The sequence below is a fragment of the Sphingobium xanthum genome (assembly GCF_019737615.1).
GTDB lineage: Bacteria > Pseudomonadota > Alphaproteobacteria > Sphingomonadales > Sphingomonadaceae > Sphingobium > Sphingobium xanthum.
In genome coordinates this window covers 73,215-94,624 of record NZ_JAHKKS010000013.1, presented here as the reverse complement: position 1 = coordinate 94,624, position 21,410 = coordinate 73,215, and the positions used below count along the sequence as shown (strand labels likewise).

Genomic DNA, 21,410 nt, shown 5'->3' with positions numbered 1-21,410 from the left:
ATCCCGGCCCGATCTGCGCTAGGGAGCGCATCATGCAACTCATCCATTTCGATATCGACCGGTTCCTCTCCGACCATTGGCAGAAGACGCCGCTGCTGATCCGCAATCCTTGGCAGGACTGGGCCAATCCGCTGGCGCCGGACGAACTGGCCGGCCTTGCCTGCGAAGACGAGGTCGAATCCCGCATCATCCGGCAGACCAAGGGCAACTGGGCGCTGGAGCACGGCCCTTTCCCGGAGAGCCGCTTCGCCAGGCTCGGCAAGACGCACTGGACGTTGCTGGTGCAGGCGGTCGACCAGCATGTGCCGGATGTCGCCGCGCTCATCGCGCCGTTCCGCTTCATTCCCAACTGGCGCATCGACGACGTGATGGTGACCTATGCCGCCGATGAAGGCGGCGTCGGCCCGCATTTCGATCAATATGATGTGTTCCTCATCCAGGGCCTCGGCCGCCGCCGCTGGCAGATCGGCGCGCTGTGCGACGGCAGCACGGCCCTGCTGCCGCATGACGATCTGCGCCTGCTCGCCGATTTCAAGGCAACCGACGAATGGGTGCTGGAGCCCGGCGACATCCTCTATGTCCCGCCCGGCGTCGCGCATAACGGCGTCGCGGTCGGACCGGATTGCATGACCTATTCGGTCGGCTTCCGCGCGCCCTCCCGCAGCGACCTGATCGAAGGCTGGTCGGAGCATCTGCTCGACACGCTGGCCGACGATGACCGCTATGCCGACCCGGATCTGCGCGCGCAGCCCAATCCCGGCGAAATCTCCCCGGATGCGCTGGCCCGTCTCCACGCGATGGTCACGGCGAAGATGGCGGACCGCGACGCCTTCGCCCGCTGGTTCGGCCAGCATAGCAGCACGCCCAAATATCCCGAACAGGACTGGCGGCCGGACGAGCCGGTCGATGAGGCGGCGGTGCGCGCGGCGATTGCCGATGGCGCGGACTTGGCTCGCAATCCCGCCAGCCGCTTCTCGTTCGTGCGACAGAGGGAAGATGCGCTGCTGCTGTTCGTTGACGGCCAGTGCTTTGAATGCGGGCTGGACACCGCGCCGTTCGCGGAAGAGCTGTGCGCGACGGAACAGATGTCGCTCGATCCAGAACTTGTCGGATTGGATGAGGCGGTCGCTCTGATCGCAGCACTACTCAATCAAGGCAGCATCGCATTCGACGAGGACGAGTTTGAAACCTGAAACCCCGTCATTCCCGCGAACGCGGGAATCCAGAAACCAGCCGCGGTGGAGTTGCGCCCCTGGATTCCCGCGTTCGCGGGAATGACGAGGGATGGGCAGCAGCGCTCTCCTGCCTATCAGCGCAAGCGCCCCACATCCCCATCCTGCCATTCCCCCGGCGCGATCCCGTCCAGCGTCCACTCCCCGATTGCCCAGCGGACCAGCCGCAGGGTCGGCAAGCCCACTGCCGCCGTCATGCGCCGCACCTGCCGATTGCGTCCCTCGCGGATCGTCAGTTTCAGCCAGCAATCGGGCACCGTCTTGCGGAAGCGCACCGGCGGATCGCGCGGCCAGAGGGTAGGGTCATCGATCCGCTCGGCCTCTGCCGGCAGAGTGAGGCCATCCTTGAGCCGCACGCCCTCACGCAGCGCCTTGAGGCTCTCCTCACCGGCATCGCCCTCGACCTGCACCAGATAGGTCTTGGGCATCTTGTAGCGCGGCTCGGCGATCCGCGCCTGCAAGCGGCCGTCATCGGTCAGCAGCAGCAACCCTTCGCTGTCGAGATCGAGCCGCCCCGCCGGATAGACGCCCGGCACATCGACAAATTGCGAAAGCGTCGGCCGCGCAGACCCTTCCGTGCCCTTGTCCGTGAACTGACACAGCACGCCGAACGGCTTGTTGAACAGGATCAGCCGGCTCATGCGCCGACCAGCTCGGCACTCTCCGTCTCGGCGATCCAGCCGCCGCCAAGCACGCGCTCGCCCGCATAAAGCACCGCCGCCTGTCCCGGCGCGACGCCGAACTCGTGGCTCTCGAACACCAGCCGCTCGCACTCCAGCCGCGCCGCCACGGGCTTCGCCATCGAGCGCACCTTGGCGCGCAGCGGTCCGGCATGACCGCCACCCAGCCAGTTGATCTCCTCCAGCCGCGCGGCCTGCACGGCGAGCGCCGCCTTGGGACCGACGATCACGCGCTTCGATGCCGCCTCCAGCCGCACCACATAGAGCGGCTCAGCCTGCCCGCCGATCTCCAGCCCCCGGCGCTGGCCGACCGTATAATGGATCAGCCCCTTATGCGGCCCGAGCACGCGCCCATCGACATGGACGATCTCGCCGGCATCGTCCGCGTCCGGCCGCACCTTGCGCACCACCTTGGCATAGTCGCCGTCCGGCACGAAGCAGATGTCCTGGCTGTCCGGCTTCATCGCGACGACGAGGCCGAGCTCGGCTGCGATCGCGCGCACGGCCGGCTTCTCCATGCCGCCGAGCGGGAAGCGCAGATAGTCGAGCTGCGCTTGCGTGGTCGCGAACAGGAAGTAGCTCTGGTCCCGCGCCGGATCGACCGCGCGGTGCAGCTCTGCGCCGTCCGCGCCCATCACCCGCCGCACATAATGGCCGGTCGCCAGGCAATCGGCGCCGAGATCGCGCGCCAGCGCAAACAGATCGGTGAACTTCACGCCCATATTGCAGCGAACGCAGGGGATCGGCGTGCGGCCGGCGAGATATTCGTCGGCGAAGCGATCGATCACCGAATCCCGGAAGCGGCTTTCATAATCGAACACATAATGCGCGATGCCGAGCCGGTCGGCGACCTGGCGCGCATCGCGAATGTCCTGTCCGGCGCAGCAGCTGCCGACCCGGCCGACCGCCGCGCCATGATCGTAAAGCTGCAAGGTGACGCCGATCGTCTCCGCTCCCGAGCGCGCGGCGAGCGCCGCGACGACGCTCGAATCGACGCCGCCGGACATGGCGACGATGATGCGCTTGCCCGAAAGCGAGCCACCAAGCTGAAAAAGATCCTCCATTCGTCGCATATAGGCAGGTCCGGCGGATAACCCAACAATCTCGCGCGCCTGGGGTCGTCGAAGCGCTCTGAATGGCGGATTCCCCGCCGTCACGGCGCGGGCGGATGGGCGTTGCGGGCAGGCCGCCGCAAGCCGGATTCTCGAAGAGCGTTACCCGCCGTTTACGCGCCCTAACAAGCTGTGACCGCGCCTTTTACGCCCATTTATCCTTTCATCTGTAGACATTTGGCCATGGGCAATAGTGTACCACCCGATGCTCAGGGAACGCCTCTCAACCTGGCAGGGGGCCGTGGAACCCGGATTCCGGATCTGCGACTCCTGCTCGCCATGCACGCGGCGAAACAGGCGACGGCACCAACGGCACGGCTCGTCCGCGAGTCCGACCTTCCGGTCGTGACAGGCAACGAACCGGACCGGATGACCCTGATCTTCGCAACGAACGAGGCCAGTCCCGCGACCCTTCATCGGGTGGCAGGACCGTTCAACGCAGCGGTGGCGGCACATTTGGCGGTGGGGGCGGATGGTGAAGGCAGGGTTTACCCTGTGGCTTAGTCAGGGGGCAAAACTTTGCTGCCAACACCGTCGAACAAGGAACGAGTGAGACCGATCCCCATCGGTGAATGAGGAAACAATGATCGAGAACCAGAAGATTCGCCCCGCTCAAGTCGTTGGCCCCCTCGGGGAGCCGCTGACGATCGAGTCGCTTCCCGCGCCGGGCACGACGCGCTGGGTGGTGCGTCGCAAGGCGGAAGTCGTGGCGGCCGTCAATGGTGGCCTTCTCACCGTGGACGAGGCTTGCGCGCGCTATTCGCTGACCGTCGAGGAATTCGCGAGCTGGCAGCGCGCGGTCGATCGCTCCGGCATGCCGGGCCTACGCGTCACCCGTATCCAGCACTACAAGTCGCTGTACGAGCGCCAGCAGCGCTACTGATCGATCATCGGAACTGCCGGGCCGCGCTTCTCCCACAGCCGCCCGGCTCGTCTTGCAAGGCCTGCCCTCCTGGGGCGGGCCTTTTTCTTGTGCGCCGCTCCCGCGCCAGATGCGCTTCCTGCACGCATTGCGTGACAATCGCGCACGCAACATGGTAAATGTCCGTTACGGAATCGTTTGATCCGTGCCGCCTGTGGGAGCCCGATCGGGTCAGGTGGCTAGAAACGTGGGAGAATATTCATGAAGCTCGCAAAGACCGTTCTGACAGCGCTTGCCGCGCTGACGCTGCCAGCCGCCGCGCAGGCCGTCGTCATCGACTTCGATGACCTCGGCAATGGCGTTGTCGTCACCAATCAATATGCCGGCGTCACCTTCTCGTCCGATCCGGGTTTCGAGGTGCTGACCACCGCTCAGAGCCTCGGCTCCTCGACACCGAATTTCATCTGCTCGGGCCAGGGCGGTTCGATCAACTGCGTGAGCCCGATCTATGTCGATTTCGCCACTGGCGTCAGCGGCCTCAGCTTCCTGCAGGTCGGTGACAATACGCCCGGCGACGTCGGCGACGTGCGCGTCTTCTCCGGCGCTACCCTGCTCGGCACGGTCGATATCATGAGCGACGCCGCACCGTTCACGCCGGGTCTCATCGACCTCGGCGCGTTCAGCAACATCACGCGCATCGAGATCGTCAACATCACCGACGCGGCAGGCCTCGGCTTCGACGACTTCACCTTCACTGTGGGTGCCGGCGCGATTCCCGAGCCGGCGACCTGGGCGATGATGATCGGCGGCTTCGCGCTGGTCGGCGCCTCGATGCGTCGTCGCAGGACCGCCGTCAGCTTCGCCTGATCGCCGTCGCAATTCGACAATGAGAGTGCCGGGCCATCTGGTCCGGCATTTTCGCTTCCGGCTATGCGATGTGCTTGAGCGCCTCGCGCTTCGAGAGCCCGCTGAGGCGCGCCTCGTGCCGCTTCACATAGGCCGCGACCCAGGCCGGATCGGTCCGCGCATGTTGCCGCAACGCCCAGCCGATCGCCTTTCTCAGGAAGAACTCCTTCGACGCCATGGACGGCGCAATGCAGGCCTCCAGCAGGGCGAGATCGGTCTCGCTCCTGGCATTGAGCTGGCAGAGGATCGCGCTGCGGCGTTTCCACATATTGTCGCACACCGCCCAGTCCAGCATGGTGCGCTTCATTGCCGCCGGCTCCGCGCGCAGCAGGGCGATCAGCCTCTGCCCGGCAATCGCATCGACAATGTCCCACCAGGCGCCGGTGACGATCATCTCTTCGTACATGCCGAGCGCCGCCATCGTCTGGAATGGCCGCGCCGCGCGAATGCCGCTCAGCTCGATCGCCCCGTAGCGCTCCTCGCGGAACGTCGCGCCGCGCCAGATCGCCAGCACGTCGGCCTGCCAATCGGCGCTGCTCGCATAGTGCAGCTCCGAGAACAGCCGCTTGCAGACTTGCCGCAGCGGCACGGCCGAGACGCCGAGATAGGGCATGGCGGACTTCATATAGGCCTGCATCGCGCCCGCCCGCTCGGGCTGCGCGACCGCCTTCAGCCCGTCCAGCAACGCCTCGCGCAAGGCTGTCATGCCACGTCCCTTCGCCGTCGCATCGCCATTCCCACGCCCGCTGTCGCCAGCGCCGGCAACCAGATCAGCGCCAGCTCGGACCACACCGTCTCCAGCCCGCGCTCGGTGAAGAAGCGCGCGCCGATCGGCGAGACGCGGATCGGCTGCCAGGGCAGGAAATAGCGGGTGAGGTCGAACGGCCAGAAGATTGCCACGCCCTGTCCACCGTCGGTCAGCAGATCGAGCAGCGTATGCGAGGCCATGGCGCAGAACAGGAACAGCACGGCGCGCCGGCTGCGCGCTTCCCGCCAGACCAGCGCCACGAGCAGTGCCATGATGCCCGCGAACAGGAGCGAATGCGTGAACCCGCGATGCCCCCACTCGCTCGCATAGGTAATACCGAAGCGAAAACCGACCACGTCGAAATCCGGCACGATCGCCAGCCAGGCCCCGACCAGAGCGAGCCGCGGCGAGACTCGCGCCCGCCCGGCAGCGGCACCGGCGGCAAGCGGAACGAGCGCATGGCTGAAGATGGTCGGCATCGCCCTCTTGTGCCCGCTCTGACGCGGGAGGCAAGAGCGCCCCGGCTCGTCAGTATCCGACGGTCAGGCCGACCGCGACATATTTGGGCCCGGCATTCCCCTTGAGCGCGACCTTGGGAAAGATCGGCATCGCCACGGTCGCATAAACGCGCGGGTCATCCCCGCTGATCCGCACGCCCAGGCCGACGCGCGCCGTCATCGGCAGCGCGAACGTCGCCTCAACCCGGCCATAAGCATCCGTGTCCCCGTCGCGCAGATAGACGCCCGCGCTTGGCGTCAGCCGGAAGCCCGCAATGCCGATCGCGTAGCCGGCGCCGAGCTCGGTGCCCCACGAGCCATTGGCCCGGGCATAGTTCGCCTCGGCGCCGAGGCCTTCGGCACGAGCGGGGGCAGCGACGAGGCACAGGGCGAGCGCAGGGGAAAGCGCTCCAACAATACGAAATGTCATGATTTTTCAGTCTCCGGCGCCCCTGCCGTACCGGCGCTATGGGACAGGAGGCGACCGCTCAAGAGTCGCCGAGGCGAACCGAATCCTCGCCGCGACGAGCCGAATCCGGTCCACTCAACCTTGCCCGGCAGCTTCCAGGATCAGCCGCGCAATCTCCTGTGGATGCGAGATGAGCGACACATGGCTCGATCGCAGCTCGATCGTCCGAGCGCCCATGCGCTTCGCCATGAAGCGCTGCAGATCGGGATTGATCGTGCGGTCCTCCGTCGACACGGCGTAGAAGCTCGGCTTGCTGCGCCATGCGGCCTGCGTCGTCCGGCCGGTCAGCAGGGCGCGATTGAACGGCTGCTGGACGGCATGGAGCGCCTTCGCTCTGGCCTCCGGCAGATCCCCGGCAAAATCGCGCAGAAAGGCCGCCTCGCTCAGCCGCCCCTCGTCGCCATCATAGACGATGCCCGCGCTGGCCGGCGGCGGCGGATAGGTCGCGGCCAGCGCGCCATAATCCTCGCCTGCGTCCGGTGCTCGCGCCGCGACATAGACCAGAGCGGAAACGTCGGGATGCGCGCCCGCCTCGGACACGATCATGCCCGAGAAGCTGTGCCCCGCGAGCACGGTTGGGCCGTCCTGCCGCTCCAGCACGCGCTGCGCCGCGGCGACCGCCTCCGGCAATGTCGTCAGCGGGTTCTGCACGGAGGTGACGTTGAGTCCCCGCGCCTGAAGCAGCGGGATGACCTCGGACCAGGACGAGCCGTCGGCGAACAGCCCATGCACCAGCACGATATTGCGCGCCTTCTGCGGGGCAGCGGCAGCCGCCAGGGCGCGCGGCGCGGCAAGGGCTGCGGCTCCCGCAAGAGCAGCCTTCGTGAATGTACGGCGATCGATCACGGCATCTTCTCCTTCCGCGCCCGGTCAAGGTGAGCCGTCAAGCTCATTCCGGGTGATTCGGAGCGCAGCATACGCACCGTATCTGAACGGCGGCAGAGCGTGGAACCGCTATTTTCGGCCGTCACCGGCGGAATGGCCCGATGCACTAATCCTGTTCCCAGGCGACCGTGCCGAACCGCTCCACCACCTTCGTCCAGCCATCGCGCATGTTGCGATAGGCGACCTCCGCCGGGTCTATGGCGCCGGCGGCTCCTTGCGGAGCCGAGTGATCGGGGCGAAGGTCCCCCGGACCTTCGCTCTTACCCGATCACTCCCACTCGATCGTGCCCGGCGGCTTCGATGTATAGTCGTAAACCACGCGGTTGATGCCCTTCACCTCGTTGATGATCCGCGTCGAGACGCGGCTGAGGAAGGCGGCGTCGAAGGGGTAGATGTCGGCCGTCATGCCGTCGGTCGAGGTGACCGCGCGCAGCGCCAGCACATTGTCATAGGTGCGATAGTCGCCCATCACGCCCACGGTGCGCACCGGCAGCAGCACGGCGAAGGCCTGCCAGATCGCGTCATACAGCCCGGCATTGCGGATCTCTTCAAGATAGACCGCGTCCGCCTTGCGCAGGATGTCGCAGCGCTCGCGCGTCACTTCGCCGGGGATGCGGATGGCGAGGCCCGGCCCCGGGAAGGGATGGCGGCCCACGAAGATGTCCGGCAGACCCAGCTCGCGGCCCAGCTCGCGCACTTCATCCTTGAACAGCTCGCGCAGCGGCTCGACCAGCTTCATGTTCATGCGCTCGGGGAGTCCGCCGACATTGTGGTGGCTCTTGATCGTGACGCTCGGCCCGCCGGTGAACGAGACGCTCTCGATCACGTCGGGATAGAGCGTGCCCTGCGCGAGGAAATCGGCCCCGCCGATCTTGCGCGCTTCTTCCTCGAACAGGTCGATGAACGCGGCGCCGATGAACTTGCGCTTGGCTTCGGGATCGGTGACGCCGGCAAGACCGCCAAGGAATTTCTCGCTCGCGTCTACATGGACCAGTGGAATATTGTAGGCATTGCGGAACAGGCTCACCACCTGCTCCGCCTCGGCCTGACGCATCAGGCCATGGTCGACGAACACACAAGTCAGCTGCTCGCCGATCGCCTCATGGATCAGCACGGCGGCAACCGCGCTGTCGACCCCGCCGGACAAGCCGCAGATCACCCGACCCTTGCCGACCTGCTCGCGGATTTCCCTGATCTTGGTCGCGCGGAATTCCGCCATCGTCCAGTCGCCCGCGCAACCGCAAACATGGCGCACGAAATTGGCGATCAGCTTCGCGCCGTCCGGCGTGTGCGCCACTTCCGGGTGGAACTGCGTGCCATAGAAGCGCCGCTCGTCATTCGCGATCACCGCGAAGGGGGCACCATCCGAGACCGCGACGATGCGGAAGCCCGGCGCGAACTTGGTCACCTTGTCGCCATGGCTCATCCACACCTGATGGCGCTCGCCGACCTGCCACAGCCCGTCGAACAGCACGCAGGGCTCGGTAACGGTGAGGAAGGCCCGGCCGAACTCGCCGTCCCACTCGCCATTGCTTCCCGCCTCGACCGTGCCGCCGAGCTGGTGGCTCATCACTTGCTGCCCGTAGCAGATGCCGAGAATGGGGATGCCCGCCTCGAACAGCGCCTCGGGCGCGCGCGGCGATCCCTCCTCGGGCACGCCGGCCGGCGATCCGGAAAGGATGATGCCGCGCGGCTTCATGCGCTCGAACGCAGCCTGCGCCTGGGTGAAGGGAGCGATCTCGCTGTAGACGCCCGCCTCGCGCACACGCCGCGCGATGAGCTGCGTCACCTGGCTGCCGAAATCGACGATGAGGATGGAATCAGGATGTGCCGACATGGCAGGCCGATAGTGCGCGGGCGCGAGACTGTCCAGCCTCTCGCCCGCCACTTTAACCAGCTATGTCGCGCTCAGATCGACGCGCTGAAGCTCACGCCCTCGACCCGGCCATTGTCGAACGTGCAGCGGAAGCTGCGCGTGCGGCGGTCGTTCGCGCGATAGCTGCTGCGCTGGTCGATCGTGCCGGTCACGTCATAGCCGTTGTTGTAGGGCCGCACGTCGGTGATGCCGCGAATCTCGGCAAAGCCGCCCGAGCTCGCCGCCTGATCGCGCGCGGCGACGGCGCAGGCATCGACTGCCTCGTCCTCGCTCGCATAGGCGCGACCGCTGTCGTAGCTGCGATCGTCCGCGCGCCGCCCGTCATAGTTGCGATCGTCATAGGTCCGGCTGTCCGCGCGGCGCTCGTCATATTGCGGATCATAGCTGCGGTCGCCGGTGCGCGGATCATAGCCGCGCTGCTCGGCCTCGCGCTTCTTCTTCTCGTTGGACGCCGCGATCGCGGCGATCACGCCAACGCCGAGCAGGATGCCGAACACGGCGCCCGCGCTCGGGCCGTCATTGTGACGGTGATGGCGCCAGCGCCCGTCATAGCCGCGCGCGGCGGCGGGGCTCACCGAGCCGATCACCAGCGCTCCCGCCGCAAGGCCGAGAGCCAGTTTCGAACGCACCGTCATGGTCTTTTGCCCTTCCTGAGCGATCGGCACATTTGCCGACAAGGCGTGCAGAATTAGCGACTCGGCGATGAGCGGTGGCTGAATGAGGCGCCGGAGAGGCGCGCAGACGCCCCGACGCGAAGAATTTACAAGTCTGAAGGCCGCCACAATTCCTTGAATTTGCGTTCAATGTCACCATTGCGTCCCACAGCGGAACAAAGCCGCTCAAAACCAAGGTTAATCCTTCTTTTAGAAATCGGAAAAACGGCGCAAAGCAAGGTCGTATCGGGCTTCACCGTAAGGGAACGGGAAGCCCGGGTGGGAAAGGACTTGATCATGAAGCATCTTACTCTGGCCGCCGCCTTGTCGGGCGCCGCGCTTTTGGTGGCCGCTCCGGCCCAGGCCACGCTCGTTTTCCTCGGGCAGTTCGCCGGCAATGATTGCGTGGGCGGTTTCTCCACCTGTTATGCGACCCAGACCGGCGTGGTCCAGGGCAGCGGCAGCGGCGGGTCTCCGGCGATCTTCAAGTATAACAACGGCGGCACCACCGACACATCGACGCTGTTTCCGTCGATCGACGGCTCGGAATTCGCCATCACCTACGATGGTGGCACGAACGTCCTCTCGTTCACCTATACGCCGGGCGCGAACGATCCGATCGTGCATTACTTCACGATGAAGCAGGCCAACGGCCACATTCTCTTCTACGATTCCGATCCGATCACCTCGGGTTCGGTCGATCTGGACGCTTATTTCAAGCAGCCCGGCTACTCGCACATCACCTTCTTCGACACCGGTGCGCCGGCTGTTCCGGAGCCGGCGACCTGGGCGATGATGCTCGGCGGCCTCGGCCTCGCAGGCGTCGCCATGCGCCGCCGCAAGACGGTCGTCAGCTTCGCCTGACGCGCGGTCATAAAGACCTACGACAGGGCGGCACCGGTAACGGCGCCGCCCTTTTTGTTTCCGCGCCGTCAGCCGCCGAGCAGCTTGGCCAGGTTCGCCGCCTGCTCGCCGATCACCCCGTCCACGGCCGGCGCCACCGCATCGACGCCGAACGAGGCATGGCCGCCCACGACATAATCGACGATGATCTTCGTGCCCGTGCCCTCGGGCGTGATCAGATAGGTCAATGTGCCGACCAGCGCCTCGCTCTGCAGTGGCCCCAGCGATCCGCGCAGCCGCAGCACCTTGCCGGTCTGGATATGGATCACCCGCGCATGCTCCGCCCCGCCGCCGCTCCAGCGCTCGCAGAAGCAGCCGCCAAGCTGCGGATCGAGCGTCAGGTTCTTCGCATCGCCGGACCAGCTATGCGCGCTCGACCACCAGCGCGCAGGTTGTGCGAGCGCTGCCCAGACGTCGGCCGGGCTCGCCGGCACGGTCTTCACATGGCTGACCGTGAAGCCGCTGGCGTTCAATTCCTTGACCTCGGCCTGCGCGGGCGCCGCCATGAGCAGCGCGCTGAGCGCCAGAGCCATTCCATATCCCGTCTTCACCGCCATCGCTTCGCCCCCTTCGTCCTTCGGGAGATTAAGCGCCAATCGAACCGGAAGCGAGAGCAGAACGCATTTGCCTGGCGTCAGCGCATCATTGCGACGCGGGCATCTTTAAGCCCCTCTCCTTCAGGGGAGGGGGAAAGGGTGGGGGCGATGCGCAGGCATCGCTAGCGCGGCAATTGATCGGCAACCTCCAACCCCACCCCAACCCCTCCCCTGAAGGAGAGGGGCTAAGATCGAGCTATTTCCCCGTCAGCGCCAGCCCTGTCCAGTGGGCCACGAAGCTGTACATATCGGCATATTCCTCGATCACCTTGTCGGTCGGCTTGCCCGGCCCATGGCCAGCCCTCGTCTCGATGCGGATCAGGCGCGGCCTGGCGCCGAGATCGGCATGCTGGAGCGCGGCGGCATATTTGAAGCTGTGGCCGGGCACCACGCGGTCGTCCGTGTCCGCTGTCGTCACCAGGATCGCCGGATAAGCCGCGCCATCCTTGATGTTGTGATAGGGCGAATAGGAGAGGAGATTGCGGAAATCGGGCTCGCGGTCCGGATAGCCATAATCGTCCACCCAATAGCGCCCCGCCGTGAACCGGTCGAAGCGCAGCATGTCCATGACGCCGACCGACGGCAGCGCCGCCGCGAACAGGTCCGGCCGCTGGTTGACCACCGCGCCGACCAGCAGGCCCCCGTTGGAGCGCCCCTCAATCGCCAACTGCCCCTTGCCGGTATAGCCCATGAGCTGGAGATATTCGGCCGCCGCGATGAAGTCGTCGAACACATTCTGCTTGTTGGAGAGCCGCCCGGCATCGTGCCATTCCCGGCCGAACTCGCCGCCGCCGCGCAGTTGCGCGATCGCCACCACGCCGCCCTGCTCCAGCCACGCCAGCCGCGTCGGCGAGAAGCCGGCGGTCTGAGAGACGTTGAACCCGCCATAGCCGTATAGCAGCGTCGGCGCAGTCTTGTGCGAGGCGGCCAGATCCTTGCGCCGCACCACGAACATCGGCACCCGCGTCCCGTCCTTCGAGGTGTAGAAGATCTGCTCGATCAGATAGTTCGCCGGATCGAACGAGAGCCTGGGTTGCGCGAAGATCTCGGTCGTGCCGGTCTCGACGTTGTAGCGATAGATGGTCGTCGGCGTGGTGAAGCTGGAGAAGGCGAAGAAGGTCTCGGGATCGCCGACACTGCCGCCGAAGCCCGCCGCCGATCCCATGCCAGGCAGCGGCACCTCGCCGCGCAGCCGCCCTTCGAGATCGACGATCTCCGCAATCGTTCGTCCATTGGCCAGATAGGCGACCACGATCCGGCTGCCGACCATCGACGCCCCCGCCAGCGTCTGCACGCGCTCGGCGACGATTTCCTTGGGCTTCTTGCGCGGATTGCGCGCGTCGAGCGTCACCAGCCGCCCGCGCGGGGCGCCCACGGTCGTGCGGAAGTAAAGCGTGTCGCCGACATTGCCGACGAACTGCCATTCATGCTCCAGCCCGCGCACCAGCCGGATCGGCCGCGCATCGGGGTCGGTGAGCGAGAGCAGACTCGGCTCGTGGCGAGGGTCGGTGCCCTGCGTCGTCGTGATGACCAGCCAGCGCCCGTCATCGGTCACGCGCCCGCCATGGCGCAGCTCCGGCCGGTTCGGCGTCGCATGGATCAGCCGGTCGGCCGATTGCGGCGTGCCGACCTTGTGGAACCAGATCTGCTGGCCCTCGACGGTCGACTGATATTTGCTGCCGCTCGCCGGCGGATCGAAGCGCGAATAGAAGAAGCCGCTGCTGTCCCCGCTCCACGAGAGCGTCGAATATTTGACCCACTCGATCCGGTCGTCGAGCGTCTTGCCACTGTCGGCATCGACGACGCGCAGGATGCGCCAGTCCGTGCCGCCGTCCTGCACCGAATAGAGCAGATGGCGCCCATCGTCCGAGGGGAGCCATTCGGCCAGCGCCGTCGCCCCGTCCTGCGCAAAGCTGTTGGGGTCGAGCAGCTTGCGCTCCTCGCCCTGCAGCCCCTCGCGCACATAGAGCGGCGACTGGTTCTGCAGGCCCGAATTGCGCGTGTAGAAATAGCGGCTGCCCGCCTTGCGCGGCGTCCCGTAGCGCTCGAAATTGGTGAGCTTCGCCATGCGGTCGCGCAGCGCGTCGCGCCCCGGCAAGGTCTTGAGATAAGCGAAGGTCGCGTCATTCTCCGCCGCGACCCAGGCCTGAACATCCTTGTCGCCGCGCACGTCATTCTCGAGCCAGCGATAGGGATCCGCGACCGCCACGCCGAACTTGGTCTCGACCAGATCAAGCCGGCGCGTCTGCGGATAGGAGAGCGAAGGTCCGTCAAGGACGATCTCGGCCCGCTCATGCACCGCGACCGGCAGCGCTGCATCGTCATCCTTGCCCCACGCCGGACCTGCGCTCGCCAGCAACAGACCGACGGCACTCAAAACGGACTTGGCAAACGACATGGACAACGCGACTTTCACACACCCTCTCCATCACACACCCTATGCGCCGGACCGGGCTTTTCAAGCGCAGAGAGTACACATGCGCCGATGGAGCCTCCGTTAACGGTCCGGCCGTCGCTCTCTTTTGCGACAATCCGAGCGGAACAATCCTTCGCACTCGGCAGTTCACAAAATAGAATAAATCAACTGCGGACACCCCAATGCTCGTTTCCCGACAGGAAAGCGAACGCCTGCGTCAGGCTTTCGAGAATTTCATTCGCGCCAAGGACTTCCCCTGCGTCGGCGCCAAGTCGGCGCTCTCGCGTGGTACCTTGCGCACCCTCGTCGGCTGGTCGATCGAGAGCGGCTGGGACGATTTGCGCCTGCATGACGAACTGCTCGACTGGTCCGGCGAATATCGTGCCGATCCCGGCCTGTTCCGCAGCCTCGCGATCATCTTCGCCGACCCCGCCGCGCTGGACGAAGCCGCCTTCGAGCAGGCGCTCTGGGCGCGGCTCCAGTCGCTGGCCGACAAGGACGCCTGGCTCGGCCTCCCTTATGACGAGCGCGTCAGCGCCGATCCCGCCAATCCGCATTTCTCGCTGAGCTTCGGCGGCGAGGCGTTCTTCGCCGTCGGCCTGCATCCCCGCGCCAGCCGCCCCGCTCGCCGGTTCGAGCGCCCGGTCATCGTGTTCAATCTGCACGATCAGTTCGAGCGGCTGCGCGCCGAGGGCAAATATGAGACCATCCGCGAGACCATCCTGGAGCGCGACGTGCAGCTTGCCGGCTCGGTCAATCCCATGCTCGCGCGCCACGGCGAGACGAGCGAGGCCGGGCAATATAGCGGCCGCGCGGTCGACGAGGACTGGGAATGCCCGTTCCACGATCCGCGAGCGGCCGCATGAGCGTCGCTCAGCGCATCCCGCCGCGCTCCGCCGTCGCCATCGAGCTCGCCAAGGGGCAGCGCCTCACCGTCATCGACCCCGAGGGCTGCCAGGTCGCCGATCTGCTCGCTTATGGCCACGAGGATATCCGCGAGGTCCTCAGCAACGGCCGCACGCTGGACTATGAGGAGACCATCCGCCTCACCACCGGCAACCGCCTCTGGTCGAACCGTTCGCGCGTCATGCTGACAATCGAGGCGGACACGGTCGGCTGCCACGATTTCCTGCTCACGCCCTGCAGCATCGCCACCTTCGTGCATTTCTATCCCGACAAGCCGGTGCATCGCGGCTGCTTCGGCAATCTCGCCGAGGCGCTCGCGCCCTATGGCGTGACCGAGGATGCGATCCCCGTGGCCTTCAACGTCTTCATGAACGTCCCCGTCGCGCCGGACGGCAAGATCAGCGTCGAGCCGCCGCTCAGCAAGGCCGGCGACAGCTTGACGCTGCGTGCCGAGATGAATCTCGTCATCGGCCTCACCGCCTGCTCCGCCTATGCGAGCAACGGCGGCAGCTTCAAGCCGATCGACTACAAGGTCGAATGAGCGCACCATGCCGGACTGGCTCCTCGACGGCCTCCAATATTACGGCGCCGCCGCCGCCACGCTCGCCGCGCTCCTGGTCTCGCTTGATCTCGGCCGCCGCTGGACCGGCTATGCGATGGTCATCTTCGTCACCAGCTCGCTCACCCTCATCGCCTGGGGCTTCCTCCAGCCCGAAAGCGCCGGCATCGGCTTGCAGAATGTCGTGCTGCTGGGGATCAACCTGATCGGCGTGTGGCGCTATTTGATCCGGCCGCGGGAGAAGGCGGCCTAGTCTTTTTGCTGCCCGGAGGTCCCGCCGAGGTCTCGATTGATGCACCGCGCCGCCACCGGCATGCGCCTCCGAAGATCGCTCCAAGCCGCCCCCGGCTCGGTTAACCCCGGCACACCCTTGCCGTTAAGCTGGCGTCCACATGGCCTGCCTACCCACGGCGCGCCGGGGTCGAGCATCGCATGTCCAGGCCCACGCTAAAGGATGCTCGGACACGGGTCGACCCGTCGTGCGTCACCCCGGCAACCCGCTCGCGCTCAGGGCGCATCGTGAAAAATGATCCCCAGCGTATGCCGGGCGCCCGCGCGCAGCGTGCTCACCCCATGCCGCATCGTCACGCGGTAAGTCCCGCGCGTCCCGGTCACCGGCCGGCTGTTCACCGCGAACAAGGCCATTCCGCCCTGTTTCAGCGGCACCACCTGCGCGCGGGACTGCATGCGCGGCCGCTGCTCGGTCAGCACCAGTTCGCCGCCGGTGAAGTCGCTCTCCGGCTCGGACAGCAGGATCACTGCCTGGATCGGGAAAACCAGCGGCCCGTAAATATCCTGATGCAGCCGATTATAATCGCCCGGCCCATAGCGCAGGATGAGGGGCGTCGGCCGCCGCTGCCCCACCTCATGGCAGCGCGCCACGAAGTCCGCATGCGCCTCCGGAAACGTCACGGCCGCGCCCATCCGCGCCTGCCAATAATTCGCCAACGGCGCCAGCCGCGCATACAGCCCCGCCCGCAGCGCCGCCACCAGCGGCGGCAGCGGATAGGCGAAGTAGCGATATTCGCCTTGCCCGAAGCCGTGCCGCTGCATCACCACATGGCTGCGAAACCCCTCCGGCGCGTCGAACATCGCGGCCGCCTCCCGGCACGCCGCCGCATCGAGCAGCCCCGGCACGTGCGCCCAGCCCTGCTTGTCCAGCTTCTCCACCAGCCCCGCCCAGTCGAGCGCGGCGATCCTCTGCTCCATGTCCTTCTTCATGGCGCCGGGTCTAGTGCCCCACGGCGCCCGGCGCTTCCCGGCGCTTGCGTCCAAAGCGCGCCTCGAAAAGCCTCTTGTCGAATCGATATTTCAACGATAGTAGAACTATCGAACAACGGAGACCCGACATGAAACGCATGCACCTCCACGTCAGCGTGCCGAATATCGATCAGGCCATCGCCTTCTACAGCACCTTGTTCGATGCGCCGCCGGTCGTCGTGAAGCATGACTATGCCAAGTGGATGCTCGACGATCCCCGAGTGAACCTCGCCATTTCCTCCCGCGCCCGCGCCATCGGCGTCGATCATGTCGGCATCCAGGTGGACGCGCCAGAGGAGCTGGCTGAGCTCGCCACGCGCCTCAAGGCTGCCGGCAACATCACGGTCGATCAGGAAGCAACGACCTGCTGCTACGCCGTGTCGGACAAGAGCTGGGTGACGGACACGGCCGGCGTCCGCTGGGAGACCTTCTATACGATGGGCGACGCAACCGCCTATGGCGAGGATGAGGTCATCCCCGCGCCGTCCTCCGCTGCCTGCTGTGCGCCGAAAGCGGCCGGCTGCTGATGCTGCTGCCGGACGCCGTCGAGAGGCTTTCCGCGCTCGCGCACGGGCATCGGCTCGCCGTATTTCGGCTTCTCGTGTGCGCCGGTGCGGAAGGGATGCCGGCCGGCGAGATTGCGCGCGAGATCGGGCTGCGGCCCAACACGCTGTCGAGTCATCTGACGATCCTGTCTCATGCCGGCCTCATCAACTCGCGCCGCGAAAGCCGATCGATCATCTATTCGGCCAGTTATGACGGGATGAGCGATCTGCTCGGTTTTCTCGTTGAGGATTGCTGCGCGGGACGGCCGGAGATTTGCGCGCCGCTCGCCGACGTGGCGCAAAGCTGCTGCGATCCGCAATGAACCACTTCCGACGCTTCGCCGCGGAAGGCGTCGGCACGGCGCTGCTGCTCGCCGTGGTCGTCGGCTCGGGCATCATGGGCGAGCGCCTGTCGGACGGCAATGACGCCATTGCCCTGCTCGGCAATACGATCGCGACGGGCGCGGCTTTGGTCGTGCTGATCCACATCTTCAGTCCGGTGTCCGGCGCGCATTTCAATCCCGCCGTGACGATGATGGCCCTGCTCCGGCGCGAACTGCCCGGATCGACAGCGGCCGTCCATGTCGTGGCGCAGTTCCTCGGCGCGATCGCCGGCGTCTGGCTCGCGCATGCCATGTTCGCCGAGCCGCTGCTGCAGGTCTCGACGAAGTTGCGCGACGGGCCGTCGCAGGGCTTGTCCGAGTTCGTCGCCACCTTCGGTCTGATCGGGACGATCCTCGGCACCGCGCGCTCGCGCCCCGCCTTCGTGCCGGTCGCCGTCGGTCTCTACATCACCGCCGCCTACTGGTTCACGGCGTCAACGTCCTTCGCCAATCCGGCGGTAACGGTGGCACGGAGCCTGTCCGACACCTTCGCCGGCATCGCGCCTTCGTCCGCCCCTTTGTTTATCGCGGCGCAGCTCACAGGCGCGCTGGCGGCGGTCCTGTTCTTCGGCTGGCTGTTCAAGGAGGAGCCCTCGACATGACCGACCCGTTCCCGATCACCATCTATCACAATCCCGATTGCGGCACCTCGCGCAACACGCTGGCGATGATCGAGGCGGCGGGATACGCGCCCATAGTGGTCGAATATCGCCTGACCGGCTGGACCCGCCCGCAGCTCGAAGCGCTGTTCACCGCGATGAGTGCCGCGCCACGCGATCTCATCCGCGAGAAGGGCACGCCCGCCGCCGATCTCGGCCTGCTCGGCGGCGATGTCTCCGATGAGGCGATCCTCACCGCAATGATCAACCACCCCATAATCGTGAACCGCCCCATCGTCGTGACGCCCAAGGGCACGCGCCTCTGCCGCCCGTCGGAAGTCGTGCTGGAGCTGCTCGATGTGCGGCCCGAGCATTTCACCAAGGAAGACGGCGAGATCGTGCGCTGACATGCGGCGGCAACCGCCTCAGCGACTGGCGCGCACGAAATTCTGGCTGATCTGCTGCCCGGACCTGCCCAGTCTGCGCACCTCGGGTAGCCGGGACGCTTCGTAGGAGCGCAGCGCGCCGAGCGGATCGGAGCGCAGCGCTTCAGCGTCCAGAAACCGCGCCAGGGTCAGCGCATCGTCCGCTGCCGTCGCAAAGCCATTGCCCGTCATCGGCGTGCAGACATGCGCGGCATCGCCGACGAGGCAAACCCGTCCGGAGGCGAGCCGATCTGGCAGATATTGCACGACGGGCGTACCCAGCACCGCCTTGCGCGCGATGCATTCCAGGATTGCGTCGCGCCACGGCGATGGCCAGTGCCGGCGCGCCAGTGCTGCCAGCTCGTCGAACAGGGCGTCCGGCATGTCGGCCGGGCGCAGGGAATGCCGCACCAGATCGCCTTCGACCGCGCCGGTCTCGCGCAGGATCGCATTGTGCCCCGCGTCGTACCAGCCCCAGCCCACCCGGCGGCGGCCGCGCTCGGGGCTGCCGTCCGCGGCGGTGAGCGGGAAGCCGAGCAGCAGATAGGGACCGGACTCCAGAAATTCGAGATGGGGCGGAAAGCGGGCCGAAAGCGCCGATTCCTCGGCAAAGCCGACCCAGGCCAGATAGTCCGCGAACATGGCATCCGGCCGCTCCGGGCAGAGATAGCGCCGGACAATGCTCTGATAGCCGTCGGCACCGATCAGGACAGCGCCTTCGAACCGCCGATTGTCGACGGTCGTCGCAAAGGCGCGCCCCTCATCCTCGCCGACCGTCTCGACACGGGCATTCTGCAGGATCAGCATGCCCGCGTCTTCCGCCGCCCCACGCAAACCCCGATAGACCGATTGCCATGCCTGAACGCCCGTTGCGAGCATGCCCGGCGCATGTCGGCGACCGGTCAGTTGCTCGAGCAATCCATAGCCGACCTGCAGGGCAGCGCCGGTCCGGTCGGTATCCGTCGAACGCTCCAGCAGTGCGATGGAGAAGCCGTGCCGCGAGAGCGCGAGCCCCGTCATGAGGCCGGCGAGCGATCCTCCGACGATCAGGATGTCGCTGACGTGCGCCTGACCGGACGACATCAGCTCTTCAAAGTCACCCAGACCTCGACCGGCGCGACAAACTTCCCCGGCGCCGGCTTGCCGACCTGGACCCGATCAGCCGTCACCAACTCGCCCGTCGCAAGATTGAAGCTGGCCCAGGGCTTTGGCATGCGGCCAAAGGTCATTTTCTGGATCGGCTGGCCCGTGGCCGAATTCATGATGGTCGCGATTACACTCATGCGGGGGCCGATAGCCACCGGGACATATATCGGTCCAGCGAGAAACACGCCGCGCGCCTGACGAGAGGCCCCGTCGGAGCGTGAGAGCCTTCGGCTACGCGCGCGGCGCATTTGGGGCCGTTTTGCCGACCTCTCTTATTCCTCCCCGTGCCGGGGAGGATTTGCTGTTGACTTGCGATCCGCCCCACAGCTAGGGCGCGCCGCGGAACGGGCGAGCGCCCTTGATTCCATCCGGTCGCCGAGTCCTGTCGAAGGGCGGTCCGGATCCGCTCTGGCAGGGCGGAGGACGTATATCCATGGCAAATGTAACGGTCATCGGCGCCCAGTGGGGCGATGAAGGCAAGGGCAAGATCGTCGACTGGCTGGCGAGCCGGGCGGACTGCGTCGTGCGCTTCCAGGGCGGCCACAATGCCGGGCACACGCTGGTGGTGGGGGACACGACCTACAAGATCAGCCTCGTCCCCTCGGGCATCGTCACCGGCACGCTCTCGATCATCGGCAATGGCGTGGTGCTCGACCCCTGGGCGCTCAAGGCCGAGCTGGAGAAGCTGGCGGGGCAGGGCGTCACGGTCGATCGCAGCAACTTCGCGGTCGCGGACAATTGCCCGCTGATCCTGCCGTTCCACCGCGACCTCGATGCGCTGCGCGAGACGGCGGCGGGCAAGGGCAAGATCGGCACGACCGGGCGCGGCATCGGCCCGGCCTATGAGGACAAGGTCGGCCGCCGAGCGATCCGCGTGTGCGATCTCGCCCATCTCGACGATCTGGACGCTCAGCTCGATCGGCTCTGCGCGCATCACGACGCGCTGCGCGCCGGCTTCGGCGAGCCGCCGATCGACCGCGCGAAGCTGATCGAGGATCTGCGTGGGATCGCCGATTTCGTGCTGCAATTCGCCGAGCCGGTGTGGAAGCGGCTGCGCGACGTGCGCAAAGCGGGCAAGCGCATCCTCTTCGAAGGCGCGCAGGGCGTGCTGCTCGATGTCGATCACGGCACCTATCCGTTCGTGACCTCGTCCAACACGGTCAGCGGCACGGTCGCCTCGGGCACCGGCATGGGGCCGAATGCGGCGGGCTTCGTGCTCGGCATCGTCAAGGCCTATACGACGCGGGTCGGCTCCGGCCCGTTCCCGAGCGAGCTGGAGGACGAGACCGGCGAACTGCTCGGCAAGCGCGGCCATGAATTCGGCACGGTGACGGCGCGCAAGCGGCGCTGCGGCTGGTTCGACGCGGTGCTGGTGCGCCAGACCTGCGCGCTCAGCGGCGTGACCGGCATCGCGCTCACCAAGATCGACGTGCTGGACGGCTTCGAGACGATCAAGATCTGCACCGGCTACCGGCTCAATGGCGAGATCATCGATTATCTGCCCGCGCATGCCGCGGATCAGGCGGCGGTCGAGCCGGTCTATGAGGAAATGGACGGCTGGGAAGGCACGACGGTCGGCGCGCGCAGCTGGGCCGACCTCCCGGCGCAGGCGATCAAATATATCCGCCGCATCGAGGAACTGATCGAATGCCCGGTGGCATCGGTCTCGACCTCGCCGGAGCGGGACGACACGATTTTGGTGCGCGATCCGTTCGAGGGGTGAAGGGGGGGCGCTTGCTTCCCCTTTTCGTT

25 protein-coding genes are annotated in these 21,410 nt (G+C 66.4%); 12 read left to right on the top strand and 13 right to left on the bottom strand.

Translation table 11 applies throughout. The annotated features are described in order from the left end of the window. The first annotated feature begins 32 nt into the window (after nucleotides 1-32). Nucleotides 33-1,193, top strand: coding sequence for a ribosomal protein uL16 3-hydroxylase (locus KM135_RS17875; protein ID WP_221715429.1), 1,161 nt, complete (start codon nucleotides 33-35; stop codon nucleotides 1,191-1,193). Between the two features lie 116 nt (nucleotides 1,194-1,309). On the opposite strand, the gene KM135_RS17870 is transcribed toward KM135_RS17875, so the two are convergent. Further along, a complete protein-coding gene (locus KM135_RS17870; RefSeq protein WP_221715428.1) occupies nucleotides 1,310-1,873 on the bottom strand; it encodes a pseudouridine synthase in 564 nt (187 codons plus the stop codon). Further along, nucleotides 1,870-2,976, bottom strand: a complete 1,107-nt coding sequence (gene mnmA, locus KM135_RS17865; RefSeq protein WP_221715427.1) for a tRNA 2-thiouridine(34) synthase MnmA — start codon at nucleotides 2,974-2,976, stop codon at nucleotides 1,870-1,872. The genes KM135_RS17870 and mnmA overlap by 4 nt, the downstream gene beginning before the upstream one ends. Before the next feature lie 631 nt (nucleotides 2,977-3,607). Between mnmA and sciP the strand changes: the two genes are divergently transcribed. Both sciP and KM135_RS19880 read left to right on the top strand, forming a co-directional pair. Next, nucleotides 3,608-3,907: a CtrA inhibitor SciP gene (sciP, locus tag KM135_RS17860; protein WP_221715426.1), complete on the top strand. Its 300-nt coding sequence runs from the start codon at nucleotides 3,608-3,610 to the stop codon at nucleotides 3,905-3,907. Between the two features lie 240 nt (nucleotides 3,908-4,147). Then, nucleotides 4,148-4,753: a PEPxxWA-CTERM sorting domain-containing protein gene (locus tag KM135_RS19880; protein WP_246606308.1), complete on the top strand. Its 606-nt coding sequence runs from the start codon at nucleotides 4,148-4,150 to the stop codon at nucleotides 4,751-4,753. 61 nt (nucleotides 4,754-4,814) lie between these two features. Here the strand turns inward: KM135_RS19880 and KM135_RS17850 are convergent, their stop codons facing one another. The 6 genes from KM135_RS17850 to KM135_RS17825 form a co-directional block, all read right to left on the bottom strand. Continuing rightward, nucleotides 4,815-5,498, bottom strand: a complete 684-nt coding sequence (locus tag KM135_RS17850; protein WP_221715425.1) for a DNA alkylation repair protein — start codon at nucleotides 5,496-5,498, stop codon at nucleotides 4,815-4,817. Next, nucleotides 5,495-6,019, bottom strand: coding sequence for a metal-dependent hydrolase (locus KM135_RS17845; protein ID WP_221715424.1), 525 nt, complete (start codon nucleotides 6,017-6,019; stop codon nucleotides 5,495-5,497). Before KM135_RS17845 ends, KM135_RS17850 begins: the two co-directional genes overlap by 4 nt. A gap of 49 nt (nucleotides 6,020-6,068) precedes the next feature. Next, nucleotides 6,069-6,467 (bottom strand): hypothetical protein, encoded by a 399-nt coding sequence (locus KM135_RS17840; RefSeq protein WP_221715423.1) that lies wholly within the window; start codon nucleotides 6,465-6,467, stop codon nucleotides 6,069-6,071. A 114-nt stretch (nucleotides 6,468-6,581) separates the two neighbouring features. Then, nucleotides 6,582-7,352, bottom strand: coding sequence for an alpha/beta fold hydrolase (locus tag KM135_RS17835; protein WP_221715422.1), 771 nt, complete (start codon nucleotides 7,350-7,352; stop codon nucleotides 6,582-6,584). 307 nt (nucleotides 7,353-7,659) lie between these two features. Next, nucleotides 7,660-9,228 carry a glutamine-hydrolyzing GMP synthase gene (gene guaA, locus KM135_RS17830; RefSeq protein WP_221715421.1) on the bottom strand — a complete coding sequence of 523 codons (1,569 nt, stop codon included), beginning with the start codon at nucleotides 9,226-9,228 and terminating at the stop codon, nucleotides 7,660-7,662. Between the two features lie 71 nt (nucleotides 9,229-9,299). Next, nucleotides 9,300-9,902 carry a hypothetical protein gene (locus KM135_RS17825; protein WP_221715420.1) on the bottom strand — a complete coding sequence of 201 codons (603 nt, stop codon included), beginning with the start codon at nucleotides 9,900-9,902 and terminating at the stop codon, nucleotides 9,300-9,302. Between the two features lie 315 nt (nucleotides 9,903-10,217). Here KM135_RS17825 and KM135_RS17820 point away from each other — a divergent pair, with 315 nt between their 5' ends. Beyond that, nucleotides 10,218-10,784 (top strand): PEPxxWA-CTERM sorting domain-containing protein, encoded by a 567-nt coding sequence (locus KM135_RS17820; protein ID WP_221715419.1) that lies wholly within the window; start codon nucleotides 10,218-10,220, stop codon nucleotides 10,782-10,784. 68 nt (nucleotides 10,785-10,852) lie between these two features. On the opposite strand, the gene KM135_RS17815 is transcribed toward KM135_RS17820, so the two are convergent. Together KM135_RS17815 and KM135_RS17810 are read right to left on the bottom strand one after the other, a co-directional pair. Beyond that, a complete protein-coding gene (locus KM135_RS17815) occupies nucleotides 10,853-11,380 on the bottom strand; it encodes an SRPBCC family protein (protein WP_246606307.1) in 528 nt (175 codons plus the stop codon). A 235-nt stretch (nucleotides 11,381-11,615) separates the two neighbouring features. After that, the gene (locus tag KM135_RS17810) at nucleotides 11,616-13,817 is read right to left on the bottom strand and encodes a prolyl oligopeptidase family serine peptidase (RefSeq protein ID WP_221715418.1); all 2,202 of its coding nucleotides are present in this window, start codon (nucleotides 13,815-13,817) and stop codon (nucleotides 11,616-11,618) included. A 200-nt stretch (nucleotides 13,818-14,017) separates the two neighbouring features. On the opposite strand from KM135_RS17810, the gene gntA reads away from it, so the two are divergent. The 3 genes from gntA to KM135_RS17795 are packed head-to-tail and all read left to right on the top strand — an operon-like array spanning nucleotide 14,018 to nucleotide 15,553. Further along, on the top strand, nucleotides 14,018-14,701 hold the full coding sequence (gene gntA, locus KM135_RS17805) for a guanitoxin biosynthesis heme-dependent pre-guanitoxin N-hydroxylase GntA (RefSeq protein WP_221715417.1): 684 nt from the start codon (nucleotides 14,018-14,020) through the stop codon (nucleotides 14,699-14,701). Beyond that, nucleotides 14,698-15,282: a DUF1989 domain-containing protein gene (locus KM135_RS17800; RefSeq protein ID WP_221715416.1), complete on the top strand. Its 585-nt coding sequence runs from the start codon at nucleotides 14,698-14,700 to the stop codon at nucleotides 15,280-15,282. The genes gntA and KM135_RS17800 overlap by 4 nt, the downstream gene beginning before the upstream one ends. Nucleotides 15,283-15,289: 7 nt before the next feature. Then, on the top strand, nucleotides 15,290-15,553 hold the full coding sequence (locus KM135_RS17795) for a hypothetical protein (RefSeq protein ID WP_221715415.1): 264 nt from the start codon (nucleotides 15,290-15,292) through the stop codon (nucleotides 15,551-15,553). A gap of 254 nt (nucleotides 15,554-15,807) precedes the next feature. Here KM135_RS17795 and KM135_RS17790 read toward each other — a convergent pair whose 3' ends face one another. After that, a complete protein-coding gene (locus tag KM135_RS17790) occupies nucleotides 15,808-16,521 on the bottom strand; it encodes a 2OG-Fe(II) oxygenase (RefSeq protein WP_246606306.1) in 714 nt (237 codons plus the stop codon). A 128-nt stretch (nucleotides 16,522-16,649) separates the two neighbouring features. Between KM135_RS17790 and KM135_RS17785 the strand changes: the two genes are divergently transcribed. Genes KM135_RS17785 through arsC form a run of 4 tightly spaced genes read left to right on the top strand, consistent with a single transcriptional unit; the run spans nucleotide 16,650 to nucleotide 18,494 of the window. Then, entirely contained in the window at nucleotides 16,650-17,087 is a 438-nt protein-coding gene (locus KM135_RS17785; protein WP_221715414.1) for an ArsI/CadI family heavy metal resistance metalloenzyme, read from the top strand. Beyond that, nucleotides 17,087-17,428, top strand: coding sequence for an ArsR/SmtB family transcription factor (locus tag KM135_RS17780; protein ID WP_221715413.1), 342 nt, complete (start codon nucleotides 17,087-17,089; stop codon nucleotides 17,426-17,428). The genes KM135_RS17785 and KM135_RS17780 overlap by 1 nt, the downstream gene beginning before the upstream one ends. After that, a complete protein-coding gene (locus KM135_RS17775) occupies nucleotides 17,425-18,090 on the top strand; it encodes an MIP/aquaporin family protein (RefSeq protein ID WP_221715412.1) in 666 nt (221 codons plus the stop codon). The genes KM135_RS17780 and KM135_RS17775 overlap by 4 nt, the downstream gene beginning before the upstream one ends. Continuing rightward, nucleotides 18,087-18,494 carry an arsenate reductase (glutaredoxin) gene (gene arsC, locus KM135_RS17770; RefSeq protein WP_221715411.1) on the top strand — a complete coding sequence of 136 codons (408 nt, stop codon included), beginning with the start codon at nucleotides 18,087-18,089 and terminating at the stop codon, nucleotides 18,492-18,494. Before KM135_RS17775 ends, arsC begins: the two co-directional genes overlap by 4 nt. Nucleotides 18,495-18,512: 18 nt before the next feature. On the opposite strand, the gene KM135_RS17765 is transcribed toward arsC, so the two are convergent. Next, on the bottom strand, nucleotides 18,513-19,595 hold the full coding sequence (locus KM135_RS17765) for an FAD-dependent monooxygenase (protein ID WP_221715410.1): 1,083 nt from the start codon (nucleotides 19,593-19,595) through the stop codon (nucleotides 18,513-18,515). Continuing rightward, the gene (locus tag KM135_RS17760; protein ID WP_221715409.1) at nucleotides 19,595-19,795 is read right to left on the bottom strand and encodes a hypothetical protein; all 201 of its coding nucleotides are present in this window, start codon (nucleotides 19,793-19,795) and stop codon (nucleotides 19,595-19,597) included. Before KM135_RS17760 ends, KM135_RS17765 begins: the two co-directional genes overlap by 1 nt. A 296-nt stretch (nucleotides 19,796-20,091) precedes the next feature. Here KM135_RS17760 and KM135_RS17755 point away from each other — a divergent pair, with 296 nt between their 5' ends. Continuing rightward, nucleotides 20,092-21,381, top strand: a complete 1,290-nt coding sequence (locus KM135_RS17755) for an adenylosuccinate synthase (protein ID WP_221715408.1) — start codon at nucleotides 20,092-20,094, stop codon at nucleotides 21,379-21,381. The last annotated feature ends 29 nt before the right edge of the window (nucleotides 21,382-21,410 follow it).